Here is a 24,990-nt window from a genome sequence, read left to right as displayed (position 1 = left end):
GCATTTTTTTAAAAATCGTAGATTTGTATAGAAAAGAGAGGAGTGGCGCCCCTCTTCGAGTGGTTAAAAGTTGCAACATCAACATAGAAATATTTAAATGACGGGAGGTGTGAGGATGGATACATTAAATGTTATCGCAAGGAAATATTTAAAAGCAAATGGGATTCGTATCACCCATTTTGCCGACTATATTGGATGCGACCAAGGACGCTGTAGCAGGTGGCTCAGTGGAGAATGTAAGTTGAGGAAAATACAAATAAAAAAAGTGCATGAATTTCTTGATGGAAAATTTTTGAAATCAGTGCATGAAATAATGGAAAGAGAGGGCGATAGTTATTGTAAGAGCGACTATTAATGATGAATTGTATGATTATTTGATACAACTATTAAATGAAAGATTTTATTCTTCGACCGATATTAATGAGCTATGTAAAATCAATAAGATTTTTAAGGCATTAAATTATGAAACAGAGTCTTGGTTATCGGCAATTCAAATTCAGCCAAAGGATTCCAAACAAAAAAATTAGACAACTGAATATTGAAAAATACAAGAAAATAAATTTAAAAAGGAGAATATTATATTTGGAGAACGAAAATAGTGTAGCAGAGAAAGAATTGGAACTCAAGAAGTTTTACATGGTCAGCTTAGAAGCTGGTACTGTAATTTCGGGTATGTTGATAGCAAAAAATGAACATCTTATTGATGGGGAACCAAAGAGAAGTTATAGGTTTTTATTTGGCAAAGAAAAATATGCAGATTTATATGAAGATGAGATCACATCTATCCAGTTGATAGATCCTAATATACGAAAAGAATTTTTTGCTAGTCTTCAAGCACAATATGACGTTCAATGTCTTGATGATGAAGATAATGTGTTGCCAAGCGACAGGATCATAGGTAATTTTCTGTTTGATAAAGAGACTTGGGATAACCTTCATGAAGAAGAGAAAAAGGATTTGGTTTTTATGTTACAGTTGAGTCCTGATGAGATTGTAGAGTTTTTAAATATTCTTCTTGATTATAAAAACGAGAATAAAAAATTATATGATCAAAGGAAATCTACATTAGATGCTGTATTAGATTTTATGAATAACTTTGATGAAATTAAAGATACAATCCCTTTATTTAGTGGTGTGGCGGGTTATTTATATAGGAAATCTGGAATTGATACACTGATTAATACGATAACAAGATAGGTAGTAGCATTGTAGAAAATAGTACAGAAAATATGTTCTGTTTGTATTGCTAAATGAAGTAATGTGTGGTAAGATATAGGTAGTTAATTTGAGGGCTTGGAGGTGCTGGTATGGGGCGTAAGATTTTGTGTGAAGCGTGTGGAAGTATCCTAAATGAAGAAATTTTGAAGCAGAAGAATTCTCTAAATACATGTCTCGTATGTGGGGCAAGTCTTGGTATGGAAGAAGCTGAAACAGCACCGGAAGAGGAATTAGTTACTTGGTATTATATTGAATTTAAAAATAGTAATACATATTTTATTATAGAAGAATCTAAGGTTAAAAAAGATAAAATGACTTCTGATATGGAATTAAAATATACATTTAAAGCACCTTCAAAAGATAAAACAGGAAATTCAGATGCAGCTAAGGAAGTATTACGGCGAGAATATAAATCAGATGCTTTTACTGAATCAGAAAAATGTACAATAGATAAACCAGATGCTTTATGGATTGCAGAAGGAAAATGTCCTAGATGTCATTCCTCAAATATCCAATTAGTCCAACGAAAGTTCAGCATATGGACAGGTTTTAGAACAAATAAGGTTGATAGAGTCTGTGTTAATTGTAAATATAGATTCTAAAAAATTGAAAATTGAATAAAGAAAATACAACTAAGAGAGATTATTTTACAGTAGTCTCTCTTTTATTATGCAAAAAGAAAGGAAATGATATATGTCAGATTTTGTAGCACAAATCCAAGCGGTATTAGATACAAGCAAGGCTGAAGCTCAGTTAAAGGATTTAGAGAAAAACCAGAAGATCAAACTTGATGTTGACGACTCAAAAATTGAGGAAGCACAGAAAAAACTAAAAGATATTTCAAAAGATAATCAAAAAATAAAACTTGATGTAGATGTTGATGCAAAGTCTGTGAAAAAAGGAATAGATGAAACGCTTGAGGAAACGAAAAAACAAACAAAGAAGAAGCCACTTGAATTTGAAGTTGCTTATAAAGAAAGTAAAACCAATAGTATTTCTAAATTAACAGATAACGCTAATAGACTGTTTTCTTTGTTTTCTGGTGGGAATAATGCATTAGACGCTGGAATAGACAAGGTGCGAGAAGCAATTAGTCATTTAAAAGAGTTAAATAGCACTCTTGTAGAAATAGATAAAACAGGAAATCTTAGTCAAACTCAGTTATCTGATCTTGCGAATAATTCATACGATTTAGCGAGTAAATGGGGTGCTTTAGTTAAAGATTATTTATCTAGTTCCGAAACTTTTAGTCAAGCAGGTTACTCAAACCTTGAAGAAATGGCAGATTTATCTACAATTGCGCAAACGGCTGGCCAGATGACGGAAAAGACTGCTACGAATTTTCTGATAGCCTCTGATAGTGCATGGCAGATGAAAGGAAATGTAGAAAAACTTACATCTGTATTGGACGGCATGAATTCAGTGACGAATCACAACGCATTGCAAATGACAGAGCTTGCCAATGGAATTCGAGTAGCCGGTTCCATGTTAGCGAATTCTGGATTAACAGAAGATCAGGCAACCGCATTAGTTGGTACAGGTGTTGCAACAACGAAAGAAGCAGGAGAAACGGTTGCCAGAGGTCTTCGTACTATAATCATGAACCTTCGACAAGTTCAAGGCATGACAGACGATGGGGAAATAATTGACGCAGAGAGTTTGAAAAAGGTAGAGTCTACATGTAATGATGTTGGCGTATCTTTGAAAACAGTTAAAGATGGTATGGTCGAATTGAGAAATCCGATTGATATACTTCGAGAACTTTCAGAAGTTTATAATAGTTTGGATATTTTAGATGTACGTAGGGCAAAAATTACGGATGATATTGCCGGAAAACATAGAAGTAATATATTAGCTTCTATTTTAACAAACTTCGATCAGTACGATAAGCAACTCCAAGATTATGCTAACGGTGAAGGAAGTGCAATGACTGAGGCGATGAAGACTTCAGAATCCTGGGCTGGTAGGTTAAATTCTCTTTCAAACTCTTGGCTTGAATTTGTCAATAATTTTGCACAAGCTGATTTAATGAAGGGTGGAATTTCATTCCTTGACGATATAGTATCTTCTATGGATAAATTACAAGATGCACAGTTATTCATTCCAACTATGATTTCAAGTATTATGGCACTTAGAAATCTTTTCACTGGAAAAGGGATTTCAGACATTGGATTTAATAAGGATGGAAAAGGCTTGGATGTCAAAGGTGATTTCTTTGGTATAAAGTTTGGGACGAATTGGAAAAAGCACTTTTCGGATGCAGAATCAGAAATTGCAAGATGGAATAATAATGTTTCGATTGGTCAGACATCTTTAGAAGATTTTGGTGGCGAATTTGTCAAACAGAATAAAAATTTTAAGGACTATATATCAGGTCTTGACGGAGCAAGCGGTTCACTTGAAGGCTACAAAGAACACTTGAAATCAACAGGTGTAGAATTTGAAAAAGCATTTAATCCGAAATCATTCTTAACCAATGCGCTTACGGGGGTTTTAGTAGGAGCTGGTATTGAATTATCACTTGCAGCCCTCACAAAAATAGCCGACGAATTAATATATAAGCAAGACCACTTAAAAGAAAAAGTAGATTCTTCAGCTACAGCATATTCATCTACTGTCTCTGAAATCCAATCCATAAATTCAGAGCTTTCTACCACACAAGCGAGAATTGATGAATTAAAAAGCCAAGACAAATTACTTCCTGGTGATGAAGCGGAGTTAGCAGAACTTGAAAGAAAAAATGCCTTACTTGAAACCCAACTCAACACTAAGAAACAATTAGCAGACACGCAAGCGATTGAAGCGGCAGAGGCAGCGAAGGAATCTATCAATTATGCTTCCAAAAAGAGTTTAGATACTCATATGGACAAAAACGGCATGGACGTTTCCAAATCCATCAACAGAAAAGAATATATAAGGGAACTTGTCGCAGAAATGGAAGAAGCGCAAAAGAGGATCGACGATGCGCAAGCTAAATTAGCTGATGATAAACTTTCCAAGAAAGACAGGAAACTTTATGAAGGACAGTTTGATTCTGCCAGGGAGTCTTTAGAAAAATATAAGTCAGAAGCTACAGAACTTCTTGCAGAACTAAATGTAGAAACAGAAAATTTCTATGACAAACAGACTGGTGAAATAATTAAAGGGTTCGAGAAAGAAGTCAAAGAAAATCTGGAAATTAATGATCTGGTAAATGGATTTAACCTGTCTCCAATCGAAAAGCAAATAAAGCAAATCGAATCCTTCTTTAACGGTTCCAAAGTCTCCAACAACCTTAAAGACCAGCTCCTAGACGCTACAAAATCTGGGAAAAGTGCAACTGACGCACTTCATGAAATGGGCATTACCCTCAACGACCTTGGTATCACTGGGGATGGTAAAAAGGCAGTGTTTGATGATTATTTCAGTGGACTGGTAGAATCTGCCCAGGAAGCACAGGAAGCAATCAACTCCATTGACGGTTCTGTAGATGGCGTGAAAAAGGCGTTTGAGTGTCGGACGGCAAATTGAGGGAGACGCAAACAGCGAATTATTTTTCCGACATTTATCCTATTGACTGCGCAGTGCTGTCTGCAAATGCACAATCCTGTCAAAAATGCTGCACGTTGTTGTCGGTATTGTTTTGCGCCTGAAATGCAAAAGGCCATGGATCCCTCATGAGACACATGGCCCATATGAAAAATTTAGTTTTTCCCCTGCCTGTCGGCCAGAACAGGAAGATGAACCAGGCCGGTGGCGACAGTCACCGCATCCACCTTCCGCATCAGGGAGCCGATCCTTTCTTCATTCCAAAAGATATCGGAGAAATCGGAGAGCTCGCACCCTACATCATGGTTAGGGATGCACAGGTAGTTCCCATATTTATGCCGTCCGGCGAGGATGTGGAAGTAAGTCCCCCGCCCATTGATCTCAGCTTCATACCATCCGTTCCCCGTGCTCAGCAGGATGATCTGCCCCGTCCAGGTCTCCTTGCGGGAACCGCTTTTCAGGATACAGGTATAATTCATGTTCCATTCCTCCTATCCGAGATTCTGGCTGCTGACAGAAGCCAGGATGACATCCGTATCGATCACTTTCTTGTCCATCTGTGCCCCCAGAGTCAGCGCGTCGGTCATCAGGTTGTCCACCAGGCGGGGGCTCCCCTGGGAGTGACTGTGGACGGCAGAAAGCGCTGCCTGGTCGATGATGGAGGCTGCGCCTCCGGCACAGGCGATCTTGTGGAGGATATACTGCGCCACTTCCGAGTCTGAGAGACCGGAAAAGTTGTAGTGTACGGTGATGCGCTGGCGCAGGGCCTCATGGACGGGCTTTTTCAGGGTGCTGTTCAGGTGGGGCTCCCCACAGAGGATGAGCGTGAAGCAGTTCAGGGAGTCATACCCGTAGTTCATGAGCATCTTGATATCCTCCAGGATGCCGGTGGAGAGGTATTGTGCCTCATCGACTGCCAGGAGGAGGGGCTGCTTCTTGTCCTTGTAGAGGTAGAGTATCTGCTCCTGTACGGCGCGGAACATCCCAGGCTTGCCGCCCCTTGGCTCTACCCCCAGGACAGAGCAGAGCTGGCGGTAGAACTCCATGACGCTGACCGTGGAGAGGCAGATGTACTCCATATGGTAGAGGTTGGGGTTGAGGCACTTTGCGAAGCAGCGCAGTGCGAAGGACTTGCCCATGCCGGGGCGTGCGGTGAACAGCCCGATTCCCCTTGTGTCCTTGAGGTAGTCCAGCCGGGACGTCATTTCCGAGATGTCCTTTGAGAGGAACCGGTCCTTTTCTCTTGCGTTCTGTTTGTCAAAGGGATTGAAGGAAAGCCCATAGTAGGAACGGAACATCAGCTCTCACCCCCGATCCTTGAATAATCGATGGACGGCGTGTTATTGCGTTTCGTCCTGCAGTTCTCGTTTTTATCCGTAGGCCGGATGGGATAATGTTCCCCCTCATAAAGGATGAAGGCACTGGACATGTCGTCTGGCAGGAAGCGGATATCCACTTTTGAAGAAATGAACTGCATGGGAACGTCATAGGACACCTTGTCGATGGAGACGGTAGAGTCCTTGTTCACCTTCCTGGTGATGCGGTTCAGGAAACATTCCTCCAGCCACTCCCTGGACTTAGGGTTCCGGATGGAGGAGCGTGTCTGCTGGTAGCGGTCCATGGGCGTTGTGCCGATGCCGGAATGGACAGATGTATTGTAGGTGCGCATATAGTCCTTAAGCAGCCTGTTGAACTGTGCCAGCGTGGTGATGGAATCCAGATCCAGCGTATAGAGCCAAGTCTCCTTGAGCGTTCTGAACTGGCGTTCTATTTTGGCTTTGGAAGCACCATCACGAATTTTTGTGTGTAAAAGTACGGTGCCGATGGAGCCGCAGATGAGGGAAAGCTGCTCATTCGAGTAACTGCAGCCATTATCGACATAGAGCTTTGCCGGGATTCCATGGGCTGCCACAGCGTCCTTCAACACCTTCTGGAAGTTATAGGCATTATCGTTATAGAAGAGGCCGCCGCCCACCAGAAAACGGGAATGGTCATCAATAATCATGATGCAGTAGACTCTCCTGCGCTGGCCGTGCTCCGTGATATAAGGCAGGTAACAGGTATCGGCCTGCCACATCTTCCCAAAGGCGTCTTCTTCAAATGCCTTCCTGTCCCGCATGCCGGGGTTGCGTGCCGATTTCAGGTCATGTTTCTTGACGAAGCGCTGGACGGCGCAGACGCTGACTGTGGCAGGGATGAAGGCTTCTTCAACGAGGTGCCGGTGGATCTGTGTAGAGTTCAGCCGTGGGAAGGCCTCCTTGAGGCGGTAGATCTCCTCAATGGCCGTGTCTGGGAGAACCCGGGTGGAGCCCTTATCGGAACGCTCCTGCGGCAAGAGGGCGTCGATGCCGCCGTTCTGGTAGAGGGACACCCATTTGCTGAGGGTCTTTGGGCTGTACTGTGGACCTATGTCAATACTTTGGACAAAAAAAGTTGAAAGCTTATGCTGCTTTTTTTAATTCCTCATCCTCCTTTTGCTGAGGTGTCATATAACCAATAGCACTGTGTATCCGCTTACGGTTATACCAGCCCTCTATGTATTCAAAGATTGCCCTTCGGGCCTCTTTCGAATCCTGATAATTATGAAGGTAGATTTCTTCTTTTTTCAGTACAGAATGGAACGATTCGATACAGGCATTATCATAAGGGTTTCCCTTCCGGCTAAATGAATGCAGTATCTCCCTGCTCTTCAGGATCCTCTCAAACGATTGACTCGTATATTGGCTTCCTAAGTCACTGTGGAGAATGATCCCCTTTGTCTCCCTGACATTCAGACAGGCGTTCTTAACAGCTTCTATCGCCAGTTCTGCTGTCATGGATGTTCCATACGCATATCCGATAATCTTACGACTGCACAAGTCCATGACTGAAGCCAGATAGGTCCATCCTTCTTTTTGTACATGGATATAGGTAATATCGGTACACCATTTCTGGTTGATGGTTTCCGTCTCGAAATCACGCTTCAGAATATTCTCTTTATTATCGGGAACGGTTCCGTGATTGGCATGATGGTTGTATTTCTTTACTACAACAGAGCGAAGCCCTTGCTCTGCCATATGCCGCTGAACCCGTTTTATGCTGCAGGGAGTCCCGCTGCCATTGAGCGTACGGCATATTTTAACTGCCCCATACCGCTGCTTTGAATCTTCATAAGCGTCTTTTACCTTCTGGCTGAATTCCTTATATTCCTTCTGCCGGTTTGAGGGTACACAAACCAGAGCTTTGTAATAGGTACTCCTTGGGAATTTCAAGGCGCTGCAAAGCTGGGATACCGTATAATGGGCTAAGTTTTGCTGAATAAAAGAAACAATCTCAGCTATTGTTCTTTTGCGAATATGGCGGTCGCTTTTTTTAAGATTTCATTTTCAATTCTAAGGCGCTGGATCTCTTTCTGGAGAGCCTTATACTCTTTGAGGGTAACGGTTTCCTCCTCGGACACATTGATAGGAGAAAGCTGTTTTACCCAGTTGCTGAGTGTACTCCGATTTACGCCATATTCACGTTCCAGTTTTGGATACGAGGTTCCTCCGGCATTATACAGATCCACAATCTGCTGTTTAAATTCCGGAGTGTAAGATTTTTGGTTCTTCGCCATGTTGAACATCTCCTTTGCTCTTTCACTTGATAGTATAGATTGTTCAACTTTTCCTGTCCACACTTATATACTAACACCACTGGAATACCGAGCCGTCAGGCAGGGTGAGCGGTTTTTCGGTGATACGCTGGTAGTAAGCGTTCCTGGACGCATCCGGATAAAGGCCATGGATGACCGGCGCTATGAGAGCGAGGCGGAACTGTGCCATGGCGGCTGCGTCCGAAAGGTTTTTGGGATTGTTGTCCATAAAAATGTCCTCCTTAGGTGGTTTTCCACCATTATGCAGGAGAGAAGGGAGGGAAGCCATACCCGTGGCGTGTGGCCGACGGAAAAAGGGTCAGGGGCCGAACACCTGCTGGCAGTAAAGTGCCGGGTTTTTATGGGACTGGAGGAAAGACTTTGTAAAACGGCGGACAAAGGCGGAGGCGAAATCCGAATAAGCCGGCTGCGTGAACAGGGACTTCAGGAAGGAAAGGCCGGAAACCTCCATGGAGGAAAGCACGCCGAGCCAATCTTCCTTCTGCACCCGAAAGAGCTGCAGCCACCGGCGCAGCTGGGAAAGGGTGATGCAGAAGCGTTCGCATAGCCTTTCCACAGTGGAAAGGCGCAGGAAATACTCCGCCAGGACACGTAGAAGGAAGAACAGGCCATAGCCGGAGTAGGGAATGATGAAGTCCGGGAGGATGGCATGGGTATGGCCACAGGTACAGATGAGGCGCATGATGCAGAGGCTGTGGCGGACCTGGGTGCCGCCAATGAAGTCCACCAGGGAGCGGTCATAGTAGGCATGGATGTGGCAGGATCCCTTTACCCCACAGCAGGGACAGGTCTGTAGTTCCGAACGGAATCCGGCCATAAAGGAATCGAACAGGATCTTTGATGAACTTTTTATACGAACCAGCTTGCAAAACAGGGAGTTTTCTCTTATCATAGTATATGTCGGTGTTGCCGGAGCCTCACGAGTGGGATACGATCCCGTATATGGCAGGCACACTGGTATGTGAGAGAAAGAACGAACTGCGGAAGGGGCTGTTCTTTCTCTTTTTTTCGTTCCATAAAAACTATATCGGAATGACATGGGATGGTCAAGAGGAAAACGTGCCGCCTCCTGCAGCACACTTTTATAGACAGTGTTTAAAAACTGAGATTATAATTTGACGTTTTTGTGCGGGAGATAGGAACTTTAGTTTGCTGGGCTACATTTGAGTCTGAAAATCAAGACGCTGACTGGAATTCCATGGCTGAATATCTGAAACAGGCAGAGGAAATATATGCTAAAACAGGAAAAGTCGGTACGGATGATTTTAAAGCTGCCGTGCAATTCATATCTCCGGATATTATTAATCCAGACGCAGAAGGGTTCAAGTATGACGCAGACGCATATGTAGCCGCATGGGAAAATGCAAGAGAAAAGGTTAAAAGGTATTTCGATTCTGAAAATCCAATTACCAGCGCAACTAATTTTACAAATGACCTGATTGATAAAAACCTTGCCTCTAAAGCAGGCGACGACATCACATGGGGATTCGAAACCAGTGCAGAAGCGGCAAAGGCATTAGGAATCAGTGTCGAAGCTACAGAGGTTGCTATGCGTAACCTTGAGTCATATGGTGCTGAATTTGATGATGTTATGTTCAGTGGTGAAGGTCTTAAAAGATATGAAAACGCACTGGATGGAATCAAGAGCCTCCGTGATTCCATGGAAGAAGGCGAGTCTAAAAAGAAACTTAGTGACCTTATTGAAAACTGGGACAGTGAACTTGCTGGATATCAAGCTGATTTATCCACTCTCACGGAAGACCAGATTGTAAAGATTGAATTCCAGTATGACCTTGCAAGCATTAGGTCTGAGATTGAAGAATTAAAGCATGAAATGACTGACGGTGGAACAACTGAGCAATGGGGTAGTCTAAATGCAAAACAGGAATCCTATAGAGAAAAGGTTTCATCACAAGAAGGGATGGAACAAGCTACCTCAGATAGTGGATATCAAAATACGCTTGATACCGTTTCAAAAATAAATGAAGTCTTACGTTCTAATTATGACATGGGCGAAGGACAGAGAAAAGAACTTCAAGTCCAGAAAAACGCATTATTAGAAATGCAGAATGCTTATCTGGATGCATTTTCAAATGGGAAGACTGCTAATTGGGAAGAATTTTTCAATTCAGATGGTTTTAATTCCACTATTAGTCAGCTATCCGAACAGACTGGACTTGCTGAAGATAAAATTAAGAAATTATTTGAAGCTGATGCAGAAAAACTATTCGAGGTAGATGTAGACACATCAAAGGCTGAATCAAAAATAGATGGCATCATGAGTAATGACGGAAAAACCATTATAATGAATGTAGATGCCTCGGTTGAGCAGGTACAGGCTCAGTTAGAAACTCTGCAAAGTGGACAGAAACTGCTCTTTACTGCTGAAGTTAATGGTGAAGTAAGAGGTATTGAAGCAATCAGAAATACTGATGGCACCATTACCTATACTACTAATGTTAACGGGGTCAAACAGGAAATAACACCTATTCTAAACCAAGATGGAACTGTCAATTATACGCTTGGAGAATCACCGGAAGAAGTACCAAATGCAGAAGGTGAAGCGGATTTTACTCTTGGAAAACACCCGGAAACTGCACCGCCTATAGACGGGAAGGCAAACTACAGCGGTTCTTTCCCAAGTTCTGCTCCTACTCTATTTGGGGTAGTAAAATATTCTGCTGATTTTTCAAATGCGAGCCCTGGTGGAGGCACCAAAGGAAATAATGGTGTCGTAAACAAAGTTGCCAATTTAGGAAAAGGTATTTCCCAAAGGTCAAACGGTACTCTCCTACCCGCCCGTGCCAATGGTACAGGTTATAATGTAGTTAACTATAGACCTGCTTATTCTGATGGCAAGATTTCTTTATCCCAAGATGAAGAAGCATTAGTAAATGAATTAGGAACCGAATCTATCATCAGGAACGGCAAATGGATGTTATTACCTGGTGGTATGCATGTGCAGAACCTCAAGAAAGGCGATATTGTATTAACTGCCGAACAGACTAGGGATTTATTAAATACAGGAAGAACGAACGGACATGCCAGGGCTTATGCAAAAGGCACATTAGGGAATGCTTATGCAAACGGTTGGAGGTTGCCCAGTGCAGTAACAAACAATACTGGCACTTCCAAAAAGAAACCCTCCTCAAGTTCCACAAAATCCTCTTCCAAATCCAACTCATCCAACAATTCATCCGACACATCCGACAAAGCAGATGAATTCAAGGAAACCATTGATTATATCGAGATGATGATTGACCGTATTGAGCGTCAGATCAAGAATCTCGAACGTGTAGCTGGAAGTGCTTATAACACCTTCTCCAAAAGGAACACGGCACTCCGTAACCAGATTTCAAGTATCACCGAAGAAATCTCAACCCAGCAAGCCGGATATGACCGTTATATCCAACAGGCGAATTCTGTATCCTTATCAGAAAATTATAAGAGCCAGGTAAGGGACGGTGCGATTGACATCAGCACAATTACTGATGAAGAACTGGCTAAAAATATCAAAGAATATCAAGAGTGGTATGAAAAAGCACTTGACTGCCGTGACGCAGTTGAGGAATTAAAAGAATCCGTAAGGGATCTCTATACAGAAGCATTTGATAACGTAGTCACTCTGTATGACGGTATCCTTGGTCAGCTTGAACACAGACAGAACATCCTTGAAGGTTACATTGACCAGGCTGAGGCACAGGGATATATCATTAGTACGAAATATTACGATGCTTTGATATCCAACGAACTGAACAGACTGAAAGATTTAACGAAGGAACGCCAGGACTTAATCAATTCCATGAATGACGCAATCACAAATGGCAATATCGAGGAAGGTTCTGAACAATGGTATGAGTTCCAAAGTGAAATCAACGGCGTAAATGAAGCTATCCAGGAAGCGAATACAAGCCTGATAGAATTTGGCAATTCCATCCGTGATATCGAGTGGGAAATCTTTGACAAGATACAAGACCGTATCTCCGGCATTACGGATGAATCTGATTTCCTGGTGAAGTTACTTTCATCCAACAAACTATTCGATGATAAAGGAATTATTACGGATAAAGGGAAGGCAACCATGGGGCTGCATGGGGGCAATTACAATACTTACATGTCCCAGGCTGATGAATACCGCAAAGAGATGGAGAAAATCCAATCTGAGTTGGCAAAAGACCCATACAACCAGACCTTAGTTGACCGCAGGAAGGAATTGCTGGAATTACAGCAGGAATCCATCCTTGCAGCCGAGGATGAAAAAGAAGCAATTAAAGATCTTGTTGAAGATGGAATTAATAAACAGCTAGAATCTTTGCAAGACCTCATTAATAAGTACAATGACATGATGGATGCACAGAAAGACATGTACGACTATCAGAAAGAAATTGCTGAAAAACAAAAGAAAATCAATGAAGCCGAAAAGCAGTTGATGTCATTCCAAGGTGATGATTCAGAAGAAGGTGCCGCTATCAGACAGGAGCTAAAGAATGAGCTGAACGAACTGAAAGCCGATTTAGAGGAAACCCAGTATAAGAAAGGGATTACGGAACAGAAGAAACTTCTGGATGAATTATATACAGAATATGAAACTGTTTTGAACTTAAGGCTTGATAATATTGACGTGCTGATTATGGACGTAATCGGGAACGTCAATTCTGAATCCTCTGCTATCCGTGACACGATAGTTTCTGAGGCTGAAAGCGTTGGTTATAAGATTACGGATACCATGACAACGGTATGGACGGACAGTACAAATAAACTGACAGGTGTCATTACGACTTATGGAGATAAGTTCACTTCCTCTCTCACTGGTGTACAGACTGCGATCAATGACCTGAAGAATCTGATCCAGCAGGCCGTGAACGCTTCCGATGAATCAGCGAAGAAAAATATTGATAATGCGGATAAACAGCAGACAGAACAGACTTCCAGACCAACGGTTCCGAAGCCTCCAACTCCTGTTCCAAAACCATCCTCTTCTAATGGTGGTGACGGCGTTCCAAGAGTTGGTGACGCAGTTACGTTTGCGAACGGAAAATATTTCTATAGTTCTGATGGGTTGAATCCCAATGGAAGCCAGATGTTAGGCCAGACCGTTTATATTACCAAGATTAACAATGCCTCCTGGGCAACGAAGCCATACCATATCTCAAGAGGTTCCAGCTTAGGTTCCAATGACCTTGGATGGGTGAGCCTTGACCAGCTAAGGGGTTATAAGAATGGCACGGAGAGCGTGGACAAAGACCAGTGGGCATGGACGAATGAAGATAACCAGCCTGAGACGGTAGTCAGGAAATCAGACGGCGCAATCCTTACAAGGGTACATCGTGGCGACCAGATCTATAATAATGAGTCAACGAAAAACCTTTGGCACCTGGTAAACAACCCTGGGGACTATATTAAGAGGTTCTACCCTAATGCTCCATCGGCTGAGGCTTTGCAGCCTGTGATACATGAAAGAACTGCTACTACTATTAATAATGAGATACATGTTGAATTTAATCTTGAAAACGTACAGAAACCAGAAGATTTCTTGAGGTTTATCCAACATGATGAAAAAGCTCATAGATTACTTCAAACGATGATGTTTGCGGAACTATCTGGACGGAGTAGCTTTGAGAAATATAAGATAAGAATCTAGGAATGGTAGTTCTATTCTCCCTTAGTAAATAAAAGTATAATAGAGGGCATTGGAAATTAGCTTTCTCTGCCCTTTTATACTGTAACACGACAACAATTCATCAAAAAAGATAGTAAAAATTGAATAGCAACACAAAATGACAGACAATATTTGGAGGAATATTTACATGAAACAGGAAAAGACAATCGAGGTATTAAGAAATAGAAATGCAAAATTACAGGAAGAGCTTGGCGTACTAAAGAAGAACGATGCCAAATCTGCCGATGGTTCTAAGAATAAGCATGTGGATGAACTAATTTCTGAATTAGAGGGAATCAAGAAGCAGTGGCAGGATGCGTTAGATGATTTGAAAGTTGAAAAAGTCAAATATACAGAACTGATAAAAGATATGAGGAGTATCAAGAAGACCTTTAAGGCGGTTTAGAATCTGGGAAATTAAGAACTTGTAAACACTCGTAAGCGATTAGAAAAGATAGAGAACTTTAGAAATAGGGTTTTGATAGAGAATCAAAAAATAGTAACGTAACCATATAATTTTAGTAGTATGTCGGTCTTGCATAGTGAGCAGTGCCGGCATTTTGAATTTGTATAGGCAGTGGACGGTTACAGTCTGCTGCCACTTTTGAATAATCCGAGGCTTGTCGGCACGACTGGCAAGCCCATAATTATATATAAAGTAGGAGATGAAGTTACTATAGAGAAATTAAATGAGAAAGAAATCTTGCAGTATGCGCTGGAAAATAATATAATTGACCTATCATACGTGCAAGAAAAAATAGAGATGGCTAAGAGAAATACCATACTAAAGAAATATGGATCTTGTATATGGTATAGCGAGAAAGAACAAACTTGGTATTGCCATATACCTGACAAAACGAAAAAATCTGGAAGAAAGAAGGTAAAACGGAAAAAGAAAGAGGACATTGAAGAAATTGTTTATCAGTATTATAAAGGGCAAGAGCAGGAACAAAAAGCAGAAAATCGCAAGGAAAATATAAAATTTAAGGATTTATTTGATGAATTTATAAGATATAAGTCCAAAGAGGTAACTGCCTGTACAATAAAAAGAATGATGGCAGATTGGCATAAATTTTATATTGGAACAGAATTTATTGAAAAACCATTAAATCAGATTACCAAAATTGATGTAGATAATTTCTTGAATAATGCCTTAGATGAGTATGAGTTAAAGCCAAAAGCGTTTTATAATATGTGCGGTCTATTAAAACAAACACTTCAATACGCCATTGATGCAGAATATATTGACAAAAATCCTTACAGAACAAAGATTAACAAAAAGAAGTTTGCGGATCATGGGAAAAAACCAGCAGAATATGAAGTCTATCAATCTGACGAGAAAAATAAAATCATTCAGGAAATGGAGCGAAGGCTTAAAAATAATCCTAAAAATACCGCACCATTAGCTGTAATATTAGATTTTGAACTTGGTACACGGAAGGGCGAAATACTTGCAATAAGTGAATCGGACATAGAAGATGGGTGGATCCATATACATAGGCAGGTAGTCGAAAAATTTGACATATCAGACATTGACAATATCAAAAGTACAGGTTTTGAAGTGGTGAATTATACAAAATCATCGGATGGGGATAGATGGCTTCCGTTAAGTCCAAAAGCAATAGAAACCATAAAACGTATACAGGATATCAATCATCAATATAATGAATGTTATGAAGACTTTCTGTTTGTCAAGAATGGACAGATCATGTCCCCGGATGCAGTAGACGCTCAGCTTATTCGAGGATGCAAATATATTGGGATTAAAGTCAAGACTATGCACAAGATAAGAAAAACATATGGCTCTATGCTTCTCCACAATGGTGTAAATATCAGTGCAGTAAAAGATATGCTGGGTCATGCTGATGAATCAACGACAATGAAACACTATATTTACAATACTATGACGGATAAAGAGACGAAAGAAGCAGTGTTGAATGCTCTTTCCGATATATCAAATAATAAAGTGACCAAAAGTGACCAGAACATAATCTCATTTCAGAAAAGTAAAAGAGCCAAAACCCTTGAAACTACAAGGCTTTCAGCTCTCTAACAGACCTGCGGAAGATGGGACTTGAACCCACACAGCTCGAAAGCTACAAGATCCTTAGTCTTGCTCGTCTGCCAGTTCCGACACTTCCGCAAACGACGTATCTACCGTCCGAAAATTATAATACTACAAAGCTCCACAGATGTCAACAATAAATTCTAATTTTTCCAAATTTTTTAATAATCCAATTTTAATCATTTCAGGTCCCAGCTATTGGAAAATGTATAACCACTAATGTCCAAAAAGCACGAAGAAAATCTCAGAAAATTATTCAATATATACTGATATTTTGGTGTATAATAGAATCAGAACCAAAAAACTGATGAAAAAGGTTATATTTTGCAGGAAAAGCGAGGAGAATGACGATGTTAGAAAAGTTGGATTTGACGAAATCACTTAGCAAGGCAGAGTATAAGGAGAAAATGGCAGAATTGACGCCGAAGCTTGGAAAACTCCAGAGAGAATGCAGAGAGTATGGAATACCGGTGATGATTGCATTTGAAGGATATGGGGCGTCCGGAAAAGGCGTCCAGATCGGAGAACTCATCAAGGCGCTCGACCCGAGAGGCTTCGAGGTGTACGCGGTCAAAAATGAAACGGAAGAGGAGCGGATGCACCCGTTTATGTGGAGGTTTTGGACGAAGATGCCGGCAAAAGGACGTGTCGCCATCTATGACAGCAGTTGGTATCGCAAAGTATTAATTGACCGTTTCGATAAAAAAACGAAGAAGAGCAAGCTTGGGGACGCCTATCGTTCTATTTGCTCTTTCGAGGAACAGTTGACTTCGGACGGTATGGTAATCATTAAGATTTTCCTGGCAATCGATAAGAAGGAACAGAAGAAGCGTTTTGACAAACTTATGGAATCCAAAGAAACGGCGTGGAGAGTAAGCGAAGGAGACTTAAAGCGCAACAAGGAGTTTGAAAAATATCAGGAAGTCAACGAAGAGATGCTGACGCGTACGGACGCGGAATATGCGCCTTGGAATATTGTAGAGGCGGTAGACCGCCGGTTTGCCACGGCGAAGATTTATGCCATCGTCGCACAGACTTTGGCCAAGAAGGTGGAAGAGGCAAGGAAGAAAGCGGGTAAGAAAAAGGACGGAAATGCAGATTCAGGGAATACTGCCGAGCGTATGGCGGAACTCAAAGACGCCGGCAATACCCGGCAGGAGAGTGGATTAGAGCAGGATAAAAAGATGAAGGAGTCCATCCTCAGTAAGGCTGATTTAAGCCTTACATACACAAAGGAGGAATATAAGGCACGTCTTGCTAAGCTGCAGAAGAAGATGGAGAAGCTCCACGGGGAACTTTATCGCAGGAGAATCCCCGTAATCCTCGGATTCGAGGGCTGGGACGCCGGAGGCAAGGGCGGAGCCATTAAGCGTCTGACGGAGAAAATGGATCCCAGAGGCTTCGTGGTTCATCCTACGGCTTCACCCAACGATATCGAGAAGGCGCATCACTATCTCTGGAGATTCTGGGTAGATATGCCAAAAGCCGGACACGTCACCATATTTGACCGGACATGGTACGGCAGGGTCATGGTCGAGCGGATCGAAGGTTTTTGCTCAAGGCAGGAGTGGCAGCGGGCATATAGAGAAATCAACGACATGGAGAAAGATTTGGCGGATGCCGGTGCAATCGTGCTGAAATTCTGGATGCAGATTGACAAGGACGAGCAGGCGAAGCGGTTTTCGGCAAGGCAGGAGAATCCAGAGAAGCAGTGGAAGATTACGGACGAGGATTGGCGTAACCGCGAGAAGTGGGACCAGTACGAAGAGGCTGTGGATGAAATGCTGATCCGCACGTCTACCCCTTACGCTCCATGGATTGTCGTAGAAGGGAACTGTAAATATTATGCAAGAATTAAGGTGCTTGAGACGGTGGTAAATGCCATTGAAAAGCGTCTTGAGAAAGATGCGGAAAAAAATAAGAAGTAAAATAAAGGAAATCGAGTACTTTTGTCGAATATTATATATGAGGGTGTAAATGATGTATTATTCCGATGAAGTAATTGAAGAAGTAAGGTCGAAAAACGATATAGTGGATGTCATATCCAGTTATGTAAGGCTTCAGAAGAAGGGAAGTTCTTATTTTGGGCTTTGTCCGTTCCACAATGAGAAATCGCCGTCTTTTTCCGTCAGCAGGCAGAAACAGATGTACTACTGTTTCGGCTGCGGGGCAGGAGGGAATGTATTTACTTTTCTGATGGAATATGAGAATTATTCTTTTGTGGAAGCGCTAAAGTACCTGGCAGACCGGGCAGGGGTAGAACTGCCGGAACAGGAGTACTCGAAGGAGGCAAAGGAGAGGGCGGATACCAAGGCGGTTCTCCTTGAAATCAATAAGCTGGCGGCGCAGTATTATTATGTACAACTGAAGAAGGAACAGGGCGTTCATGCCCTGTCCTATTTAAAGGACAGGAAGCTTAGCGACGATACCATCCGGGCTTTCGGTCTTGGGTACTCGAACAAGTACAGCGATGATTTGTACCAGTACCTAAAGTCAAAGGGGTATCAGACGGAGATGCTTTTGAAGGCAGGGCTTGTGAGTTTGGATGAGCGGCAGGGGGTATATGATAAGTTTTGGAACAGGGTAATGTTTCCGATCATGGACGTGAACAGCCGGGTCATCGGGTTCGGCGGCCGGGTCATGGGAGATGGGAAACCGAAATACCTGAATTCGCCGGAGACGTTGATCTTCGACAAGAGCCGCAACCTCTACGGACTGAACCGGGCAAGAAGTTCCAAGAAGCCTTATTTCCTGCTGTGCGAGGGATATATGGATGTGATTTCCCTCCATCAGGCAGGGTTTACCAATGCAGTAGCGTCCCTTGGGACGGCGCTGACGCCGGGACATGCCGCGCTCATCAAGCGGTATGTGCAGGAGGTTTATCTGACCTATGACAGCGATGAGGCTGGGACGAAGGCGGCGCTGCGTGCCGTGCCGATTCTAAAGGATGTGGGGATTACCGCAAAGATTATCCGTATGGAGCCTTACAAAGACCCGGATGAGTTCATCAAGAATCTTGGGGCGGATGCATTTGAGGAGCGAATCGGGAAGGCCAGGAATGGATTTATGTTTAGCCTTGAAGTCCTAGAGAGGGAGTATGACTTGCATACCCCGGAAGGAAAGACGGATTTTATGCGGGAAGCAGCGAGGCGGCTGACGGAATTTGACGAAGAGATTGAGCGCAATAACTACATAGAAGCGGTAGCACAAGCCTACCATGTAGGGAGAGAAGATTTGCGCAAACTGGTAGGGCGGATGGCAATCCAGGCAGGCCTTGCGGCTCCTGCGAAGCGCCCTAAGCCGACGAACCAACAGCCTAAGGGAAAAGAAGACGGGATCAAGAAGTCACAGAAGATACTGCTGACCTGGCTCATTGAGGATGCGTCTATTTTCCGTCAGATTGAACCCTATATTACGCCGTCAGATTTTTCAGGAGATTTGTACCGGACGGTAGCTGAGCTCTTATATGAACAGTACCGGGCGGGAGATGTGAATCCGGCAAAAATCATGAATCATTTTACGGATGAAGAAGAGCATCGGGAGGTTGCAAGTCTGTTCCACACGAAGATCCGGGAGCTGACGACGGTGAAGGAACAAGAAAAGGCGCTGAAAGAGACGGTCCTGCGGGTGAAGAACCACAGCATCGAGGAGGCGACGCGAAACTTAGATCCCACGGACATGTTGGGGCTGCAAAGGCTGATGGAAGTAAAAAGCAAGATGCAGGACATCCAAAAACTGCATATTTCTGTTAATTAAGGATAAAATATAAGCAAGCAATGAGAGGATGGGCACTATATGGAAGAAAACATAGTGAAATTTGAAGAGAAATTAAAAGATCTGGTCTCTCTGGGAAAAAAGAAGAAGAGTATTCTGGAAGTACAGGAAATTAATGATTTCTTTTCAGATATGGAACTGGAGCCAGACCACATGGAGAAGGTGTTTGAGTATCTGGAGTCGCATAACATTGACGTGCTGCGCATCAGCGGGGACGACGATGATATTGACGACGTGGATCTCATGATTTCCGAAGAAGACGAGGTGGACATGGAGAAGCTGGATCTGTCTGTCCCGGACGGAATCAGCATCGAGGACCCGGTGCGCATGTACCTGAAGGAGATTGGCAAGGTGCCGCTTCTGACGGCGGATGAGGAAGTGGATCTGGCAAGCAGGATGGCAGAAGGGGATGAGGATGCCAAGAAGCGTCTTGCCGAGGCGAACCTGCGTCTGGTGGTCAGCATTGCCAAGCGTTATGTGGGGCGGGGCATGCTGTTTTTGGATCTGATTCAGGAGGGGAATCTGGGCCTGATAAAGGCGGTGGAGAAGTTCGACTACCGCAAGGGATTCAAGTTCAGTACCTATGCCACATGGTGGATCCGCCAGGCGATTACCCGGGCGATTGCAGATCAGGCCAGGACCATCCGTATTCCGGTCCATATGGTGGAGACAATCAATAAATTAATCCGCGTGTCCAGACAATTATTGCAGGAGCTTGGGCGTGAACCCACGCCGGAAGAGATTGCACAGGAGTTGGACATGCCTGTGGAGAGGGTCCGGGAAATTCTGAAGATTTCCCAGGAGCCGGTGTCGCTGGAGACACCAATCGGCGAGGAAGAGGACAGCCACCTTGGGGACTTTATTCAGGACGACAACGTGCCTGTCCCGGCAGAGGCGGCGGCACAGACGCTTCTCAAGGAGCAGCTTGACGAGGTGCTGGATACACTGACAGAGAGAGAACAAAAGGTTTTAAGATTACGGTTCGGCATGAATGACGGACGCGCGCGTACGCTGGAGGAAGTGGGGAAGGAATTCGACGTCACAAGGGAGCGTATCCGCCAGATTGAGGCGAAAGCCTTACGGAAGCTCCGGCATCCAAGCCGCAGCAGAAAATTAAGAGATTATCTGGATTAAGAAAGAGGCGCCTATGGAACTATCAAGAAGACTTTATGCGGTTGCAAGTCTTGTGACAGAGGGCGCCTCTGTTGCAGATGTTGGAACGGATCATGGATACATACCTATTTATCTGATGCAGCAGAACATCGCGTCCAAGGTGATTGCGCTGGACATTAACGGAGGACCTTTGGAGCGCGCAAGGATGCATATTATCGGGTATAATTTAAAAGGGCAGATTGAGACGCGGCTGTCTGACGGGTTGTCGGCAGTGAAGCCCGGGGAAGTGGATACGATGATTGCCGCCGGCATGGGGGGCGGACTGGTGATTAAGATTCTGGAAGAAGGAAGAGAGGTGGTGAAGAGCCTGAAAGCATGCATCTTGCAGCCTCAGTCGGAGGTTTGGCGGGTGCGCAGGTATCTTTTGGACCACAATATGAATATTATAGACGAGGACATGGTGGAGGAGGACGGGAAATATTATCCGATGATGCGGGTGATTCATGGAGAATCACCAAGGTATGCGGAGTGCGAGTATATTTTTGGAAAACGGCTTTTAGAGAAGAAGAACCCGGTGCTTGAGAAATTCCTGCACAGAGAATTGGAAATTCGGGAGGGAATTTTTAAGGAGCTGAGCCATCATGTGGCGAGCCAAGGGGCGAAGGAGCGCATGGAGGAAATCAGGAGGGAGATTATGATTATCAGCAGGGCGCTTGGATATTATTGTATCCACCCGGAAGTGTAGCCTGTCTGATTCCATATATGGGGAAATCAAGGATTAGGGTTTAGAAAGGTGGAGTCAAATGTTATGTAAGGATGTCATGACTGCGATAGAGGGCAGTTATGCAAGAAGGTATGCCATGGAGTGGGATAATGTCGGCCTTTTGGTCGGAAGGGACGATAAGGAGATAGAGAGAATTTATCTTGCTCTGGATGCCATAGACGAGGTAATCGCAGAGGCGTCGAAGTGTGGGGCAGATTTGCTGGTGACGCATCATCCGCTGATATTTGGCGGGATGAAACAGATTACGAATCAGGATTTTATCGGCAGGCGTGTGCTTGAGCTTGCCAGAGGGGATATCTGTTATTATGCCATGCATACGAATTACGACGTAATCCGGATGGCAGAACTAGCGGCGGATTTGCTGGAACTTGGACGGCAGGAGGTTTTGGAGACCACCTGCGAGGAAGCAGGAGAAGTAAAAGGCATCGGGCGGGCCGGATATCTGGAAGAGCCGTCGGATTTGGAATCGTGCTGTGAGAAAGTAAAGAAGACGTTTTCTCTGGATGCAGTCCGTGTATTTGGGAATTTGAAAATGCAGGTCCATAAGGCGGCAGTTTGTCCGGGCTCTGGCAAGAGCGTAATCCGGGATGCGCTTAATAAGGGAGCGGACGTGCTGATTACCGGGGATATCGGGCATCATGAAGGGATTGATGCCGTGGCGCAGGGGATGGCTGTGATTGATGCGGGGCATTATGGGATGGAGCATATATTTGTGGAGGATATGAAGCAGTTCCTTACGGAGCATTTGCCAGGCGTGGAGGTTATTACTGCTCCGGTGAGGCATCCTTATGTGAATATATAGGGGATATGTGAACATTTATGAAATGTGTTAAAAGAATCTTGGGGAAAGAGGTGCACATATGGGCAAGGAGATGTATCAGGTAAAAATCGGAGAAGAGACCCGGCTTTATGAAGCGGGAACTACATACCGTGAGATTGTAAAGGAATATCAGAAGGATTATGAGGATGACATCGTTCTGGTATTTGTGAACGGCAAATTACAGGAGCTATTTAAGAAACTGAAATCAGACTGCGTACTGGAATTCGAGACCACTGCCGGGGAGATTGGGCACAGGGCTTACCAGCGCAGCATCAGCCTGATGATGGTGAAGGCTGTGTATGACGTGGCGGGACATGACGCCATTGAGAAGGTAAGGATACATTTTTCCGTAAGTAAGGGATACTACTGTACCGTGAAAGGAGATATTTCCGTGGATCAGGCGTTCCTTAGCCGGGTGGAGGCAAGGATGCGCGAGATGGTGGAGATGGATATGCCGATCAACAAGCGTTCTGTCCGCACGGACGACGCAATCGCGCTGTTCGGACGCCACGGCATGCATGACAAGGAGCGTCTGTTCCGCTACCGCAGGGTTTCCAAGGTAAATATATACAGCATGAATGAATTCGAGGATTATCACTATGGGTATATGGTTCCAAGCGCCGGGTATCTGAAATATTTTAAGCTTTATCTGTATGACGAGGGATTTGTGGTGCAGATGCCGGTCAAGTCTGCGCCGAAAGTGGTGCCGGCTTTTGAACCACAGAATAAGCTGTTCCATGTGCTGAAAGAATCGGTGCACTGGGGAGATATACAGGGAATCGAGACGGTGGGCGCGCTGAATGACAGAATTACAAGGGATGGCGTCCATGATGTGGTTCTGGTTCAGGAGGCGCTGCAGGAGAAAAAGATTGCGGAGATTGCCGCGCAGATTGCGGCGCGTCCGGAACTTAAATTCATTCTGATTGCAGGGCCGTCTTCTTCCGGGAAGACCACATTTTCCCACCGGCTCTCTGTCCAGCTCCGGGCAAACGGTATGACGCCAAGGCCTATTGCAGTGGATAATTATTTTGTGGAGCGGGAGGATAATCCCAAAGACGAGACAGGTGCTTATGATTTTGAATGTCTGGAGGCCGTGGACGTCGGCCTGTTCAACCGCCAGTTAAACGAGCTGCTCGACGGGAAGGAAGTCATCATTCCTACGTTTAATTTTGTAACGGGCCATAAAGAGTACGGGACGAAGGCTATGAAGCTGGGAGACAACGATGTGCTGGTGATTGAAGGAATCCATTGCCTGAATCCTAAGATGACAAAGAACCTGCCGGATGAAAATAAATTTAAGATTTATATCAGTGCGTTAACCCAGTTAAATGTTGACGAGCATGACCGGATTCCGACTACGGACGGAAGGCTTCTGCGCCGCATTGTGCGGGACGCCCGTACCAGAGGGTCGTCTGCGCAGCGTACCATACGGATGTGGCAGTCGGTAAGGCGGGGGGAAGAGAAGTTCATCTTCCCGTTCCAGGAAGAGGCGGATATCATGTTCAATTCTGCGCTGATCTATGAGCTGGCTGTGCTGAAGATCTATGTGGAGCCGCTGCTGTTCGGGATTGACAGGAGCTGTCCGGAGTATCTGGAGGCGAAGAGGCTGCTGAAATTCCTGGATTATTTTGTGGGGATCGGGAGTGAGAACGTGCCGACTAATTCGCTGCTGAGGGAGTTTATCGGGGGCGGTTGTTTTAAGGTATGAGAATTTATATAAAAACAATAAATGCGGCTGTTTATAATTTTTATCAATTTTACTGTATCGGAAGATAACGATATACTATTTTAGGAATGAAGTTTCTCAAAATAGTACAAAGGAGTGAAATTGAAATGCAAAAGAAATTTACAACAAAGGAAGTCGTCATCGTTGCGATGGTAGCCGCAGTTATCGGGGTAGTCTACACCCTGTTAGACTATGCATATATGCCGTTGTCAGCAGCGCTGGGGACGGTATTTATGGAGCTGACATTCGGGATTTATCTGTTGTCGGCATCCTTGCCCATGTATATCGTAAGGAAACCGGGATTTGCCATTTTCAGCGGACTGGTCACGGCGGGCGTGAACCTGCTGCTTGGAAGCCCCTATGGCCTGCAGCTCGTCCTTGCAGGTCTTTTACAGGCGTTGGGGATGGAGGTTGCCTATGCATTGGGAAAATACGAGGGAAGCCTGAAAGATATGGTGCTTGGGGCAATTCTTTCCGCAGTATTTGTGTTATGCCGCGATGGATTGGTCTGGGGGTCTCCGTGGGCTTATGGCACGACGATTGCCATCGGGGTGATTGCAGTCCGTCTGTTTAGCGCTGTTGTAATCGGAATTATCCTTGTAAAAGTTATTACGGCGGCATTAGTTAAGACTGGCGTCCTGAAAGGATTCGCATGTGCCAGATAGGCGG

General features: G+C 44.1%; 19 protein-coding genes, 1 tRNA gene and 2 pseudogenes. 14 read left to right on the top strand and 8 right to left on the bottom strand.

The genetic code is table 11. The features are described from left to right. The first annotated feature begins 115 nt into the window (after positions 1–115). The 4 genes from AC6I3O_RS15305 to AC6I3O_RS15290 all read left to right on the top strand — a co-directional run bounded on the left by AC6I3O_RS15305 (position 116) and on the right by AC6I3O_RS15290 (position 4,728). Positions 116–355 (top strand): helix-turn-helix domain-containing protein, encoded by a 240-nt coding sequence (locus tag AC6I3O_RS15305; RefSeq protein ID WP_159752262.1) that lies wholly within the window; start codon positions 116–118, stop codon positions 353–355. Positions 356–582: 227 nt separating this feature from the next. Continuing rightward, positions 583–1,197 (top strand): hypothetical protein, encoded by a 615-nt coding sequence (locus AC6I3O_RS15300; RefSeq protein WP_497851640.1) that lies wholly within the window; start codon positions 583–585, stop codon positions 1,195–1,197. 110 nt (positions 1,198–1,307) lie between these two features. Further along, on the top strand, positions 1,308–1,820 hold the full coding sequence (locus AC6I3O_RS15295) for a hypothetical protein (protein ID WP_497851639.1): 513 nt from the start codon (positions 1,308–1,310) through the stop codon (positions 1,818–1,820). 91 nt (positions 1,821–1,911) lie between these two features. After that, positions 1,912–4,728 (top strand): phage tail tape measure protein, encoded by a 2,817-nt coding sequence (locus tag AC6I3O_RS15290; RefSeq protein ID WP_497851638.1) that lies wholly within the window; start codon positions 1,912–1,914, stop codon positions 4,726–4,728. 173 nt (positions 4,729–4,901) lie between these two features. On the opposite strand, the gene AC6I3O_RS15285 is transcribed toward AC6I3O_RS15290, so the two are convergent. From AC6I3O_RS15285 to AC6I3O_RS15255, 7 genes and pseudogenes are all read right to left on the bottom strand, one after another. Next, complete coding sequence (locus AC6I3O_RS15285) at positions 4,902–5,225, bottom strand: DUF6618 family protein (RefSeq protein WP_302134599.1); 324 nt, start codon at positions 5,223–5,225, stop codon at positions 4,902–4,904. A 12-nt stretch (positions 5,226–5,237) separates the two neighbouring features. Beyond that, a complete protein-coding gene (locus AC6I3O_RS15280; RefSeq protein ID WP_497850223.1) occupies positions 5,238–6,044 on the bottom strand; it encodes an ExeA family protein in 807 nt (268 codons plus the stop codon). Continuing rightward, a pseudogene (locus AC6I3O_RS15275) lies at positions 6,044–7,147 on the bottom strand (DDE-type integrase/transposase/recombinase); the annotation flags it as partial. The gene AC6I3O_RS15280 and the pseudogene AC6I3O_RS15275, both read right to left, overlap by 1 nt. Positions 7,148–7,187: 40 nt before the next feature. Beyond that, positions 7,188–8,045 (bottom strand): IS3 family transposase, encoded by an 858-nt coding sequence (locus AC6I3O_RS15270; protein WP_497853417.1) that lies wholly within the window; start codon positions 8,043–8,045, stop codon positions 7,188–7,190. 17 nt (positions 8,046–8,062) lie between these two features. After that, positions 8,063–8,341: a transposase gene (locus AC6I3O_RS15265; RefSeq protein WP_304523298.1), complete on the bottom strand. Its 279-nt coding sequence runs from the start codon at positions 8,339–8,341 to the stop codon at positions 8,063–8,065. Between the two features lie 76 nt (positions 8,342–8,417). Beyond that, positions 8,418–8,588 (bottom strand): annotated as a pseudogene (locus AC6I3O_RS15260) (DDE-type integrase/transposase/recombinase); the annotation flags it as partial. Positions 8,589–8,678: 90 nt separating this feature from the next. After that, a complete protein-coding gene (locus AC6I3O_RS15255) occupies positions 8,679–9,272 on the bottom strand; it encodes a DUF6431 domain-containing protein (RefSeq protein ID WP_497851637.1) in 594 nt (197 codons plus the stop codon). Positions 9,273–9,506: 234 nt separating this feature from the next. Between AC6I3O_RS15255 and AC6I3O_RS15250 the strand changes: the two genes are divergently transcribed. From AC6I3O_RS15250 to AC6I3O_RS15240, 3 genes are all read left to right on the top strand, one after another. Continuing rightward, entirely contained in the window at positions 9,507–14,021 is a 4,515-nt protein-coding gene (locus AC6I3O_RS15250) for a hypothetical protein (RefSeq protein ID WP_497851636.1), read from the top strand. 166 nt (positions 14,022–14,187) lie between these two features. Further along, on the top strand, positions 14,188–14,445 hold the full coding sequence (locus tag AC6I3O_RS15245; protein ID WP_497851635.1) for a hypothetical protein: 258 nt from the start codon (positions 14,188–14,190) through the stop codon (positions 14,443–14,445). A 171-nt stretch (positions 14,446–14,616) separates the two neighbouring features. Beyond that, a complete protein-coding gene (locus AC6I3O_RS15240) occupies positions 14,617–16,092 on the top strand; it encodes a tyrosine-type recombinase/integrase (protein WP_497851634.1) in 1,476 nt (491 codons plus the stop codon). A gap of 6 nt (positions 16,093–16,098) precedes the next feature. Here AC6I3O_RS15240 and AC6I3O_RS15235 read toward each other — a convergent pair. Continuing rightward, positions 16,099–16,182: transfer RNA gene (locus AC6I3O_RS15235), tRNA-Leu, on the bottom strand. Between the two features lie 272 nt (positions 16,183–16,454). Between AC6I3O_RS15235 and pap the strand changes: the two genes are divergently transcribed. The 7 genes from pap to AC6I3O_RS15200 all read left to right on the top strand — a co-directional run bounded on the left by pap (position 16,455) and on the right by AC6I3O_RS15200 (position 24,986). Next, a complete protein-coding gene (gene pap / locus AC6I3O_RS15230) occupies positions 16,455–18,032 on the top strand; it encodes a polyphosphate:AMP phosphotransferase (RefSeq protein ID WP_497851633.1) in 1,578 nt (525 codons plus the stop codon). Positions 18,033–18,084: 52 nt separating this feature from the next. Beyond that, a complete protein-coding gene (gene dnaG, locus AC6I3O_RS15225; protein WP_497853490.1) occupies positions 18,085–19,860 on the top strand; it encodes a DNA primase in 1,776 nt (591 codons plus the stop codon). Positions 19,861–19,899: 39 nt separating this feature from the next. Further along, complete coding sequence (rpoD, locus tag AC6I3O_RS15220; RefSeq protein WP_497851632.1) at positions 19,900–21,012, top strand: RNA polymerase sigma factor RpoD; 1,113 nt, start codon at positions 19,900–19,902, stop codon at positions 21,010–21,012. 13 nt (positions 21,013–21,025) lie between these two features. Then, positions 21,026–21,736, top strand: a complete 711-nt coding sequence (locus tag AC6I3O_RS15215) for a tRNA (adenine(22)-N(1))-methyltransferase (RefSeq protein WP_497851631.1) — start codon at positions 21,026–21,028, stop codon at positions 21,734–21,736. Between the two features lie 58 nt (positions 21,737–21,794). After that, positions 21,795–22,577: a Nif3-like dinuclear metal center hexameric protein gene (locus AC6I3O_RS15210; protein ID WP_497851630.1), complete on the top strand. Its 783-nt coding sequence runs from the start codon at positions 21,795–21,797 to the stop codon at positions 22,575–22,577. A 58-nt stretch (positions 22,578–22,635) separates the two neighbouring features. Then, a complete protein-coding gene (locus AC6I3O_RS15205) occupies positions 22,636–24,303 on the top strand; it encodes a nucleoside kinase (protein ID WP_497851629.1) in 1,668 nt (555 codons plus the stop codon). A gap of 125 nt (positions 24,304–24,428) precedes the next feature. After that, positions 24,429–24,986, top strand: a complete 558-nt coding sequence (locus tag AC6I3O_RS15200; RefSeq protein WP_497851628.1) for an ECF transporter S component — start codon at positions 24,429–24,431, stop codon at positions 24,984–24,986. The last annotated feature ends 4 nt before the right edge of the window (positions 24,987–24,990 follow it).

The sequence above is a fragment of the Sporofaciens sp. St.21A7 genome (assembly GCF_059728535.1).
The sequence above is the reverse complement of the archived record's forward strand: the minus strand, read 5'-3'. Positions and strand labels throughout refer to the sequence as shown.

Bases quoted from the DNA above. Each gene is read 5' to 3' on its own strand.
- AC6I3O_RS15265 (WP_304523298.1), bottom strand. From the start codon at position 8,341: ATGGCGAAGAACCAAAAATCTTACACTCCGGAATTTAAACAGCAGATT.
- AC6I3O_RS15245 (WP_497851635.1), top strand. From the start codon at position 14,188: ATGAAACAGGAAAAGACAATCGAGGTATTAAGAAATAGAAATGCAAAA.
- AC6I3O_RS15280 (WP_497850223.1), bottom strand. From the start codon at position 6,044: ATGTTCCGTTCCTACTATGGGCTTTCCTTCAATCCCTTTGACAAACAG.
- AC6I3O_RS15255 (WP_497851637.1), bottom strand. From the start codon at position 9,272: ATGATAAGAGAAAACTCCCTGTTTTGCAAGCTGGTTCGTATAAAAAGT.
- AC6I3O_RS15215 (WP_497851631.1), top strand. From the start codon at position 21,026: ATGGAACTATCAAGAAGACTTTATGCGGTTGCAAGTCTTGTGACAGAG.
- pap (WP_497851633.1), top strand. From the start codon at position 16,455: ATGTTAGAAAAGTTGGATTTGACGAAATCACTTAGCAAGGCAGAGTAT.
- dnaG (WP_497853490.1), top strand. From the start codon at position 18,085: ATGTATTATTCCGATGAAGTAATTGAAGAAGTAAGGTCGAAAAACGAT.
- AC6I3O_RS15210 (WP_497851630.1), top strand. From the start codon at position 21,795: ATGTTATGTAAGGATGTCATGACTGCGATAGAGGGCAGTTATGCAAGA.
- AC6I3O_RS15295 (WP_497851639.1), top strand. From the start codon at position 1,308: ATGGGGCGTAAGATTTTGTGTGAAGCGTGTGGAAGTATCCTAAATGAA.
- AC6I3O_RS15200 (WP_497851628.1), top strand. From the start codon at position 24,429: ATGCAAAAGAAATTTACAACAAAGGAAGTCGTCATCGTTGCGATGGTA.
- AC6I3O_RS15305 (WP_159752262.1), top strand. From the start codon at position 116: ATGGATACATTAAATGTTATCGCAAGGAAATATTTAAAAGCAAATGGG.
- rpoD (WP_497851632.1), top strand. From the start codon at position 19,900: ATGGAAGAAAACATAGTGAAATTTGAAGAGAAATTAAAAGATCTGGTC.
- AC6I3O_RS15290 (WP_497851638.1), top strand. From the start codon at position 1,912: ATGTCAGATTTTGTAGCACAAATCCAAGCGGTATTAGATACAAGCAAG.
- AC6I3O_RS15205 (WP_497851629.1), top strand. From the start codon at position 22,636: ATGGGCAAGGAGATGTATCAGGTAAAAATCGGAGAAGAGACCCGGCTT.
- AC6I3O_RS15285 (WP_302134599.1), bottom strand. From the start codon at position 5,225: ATGAATTATACCTGTATCCTGAAAAGCGGTTCCCGCAAGGAGACCTGG.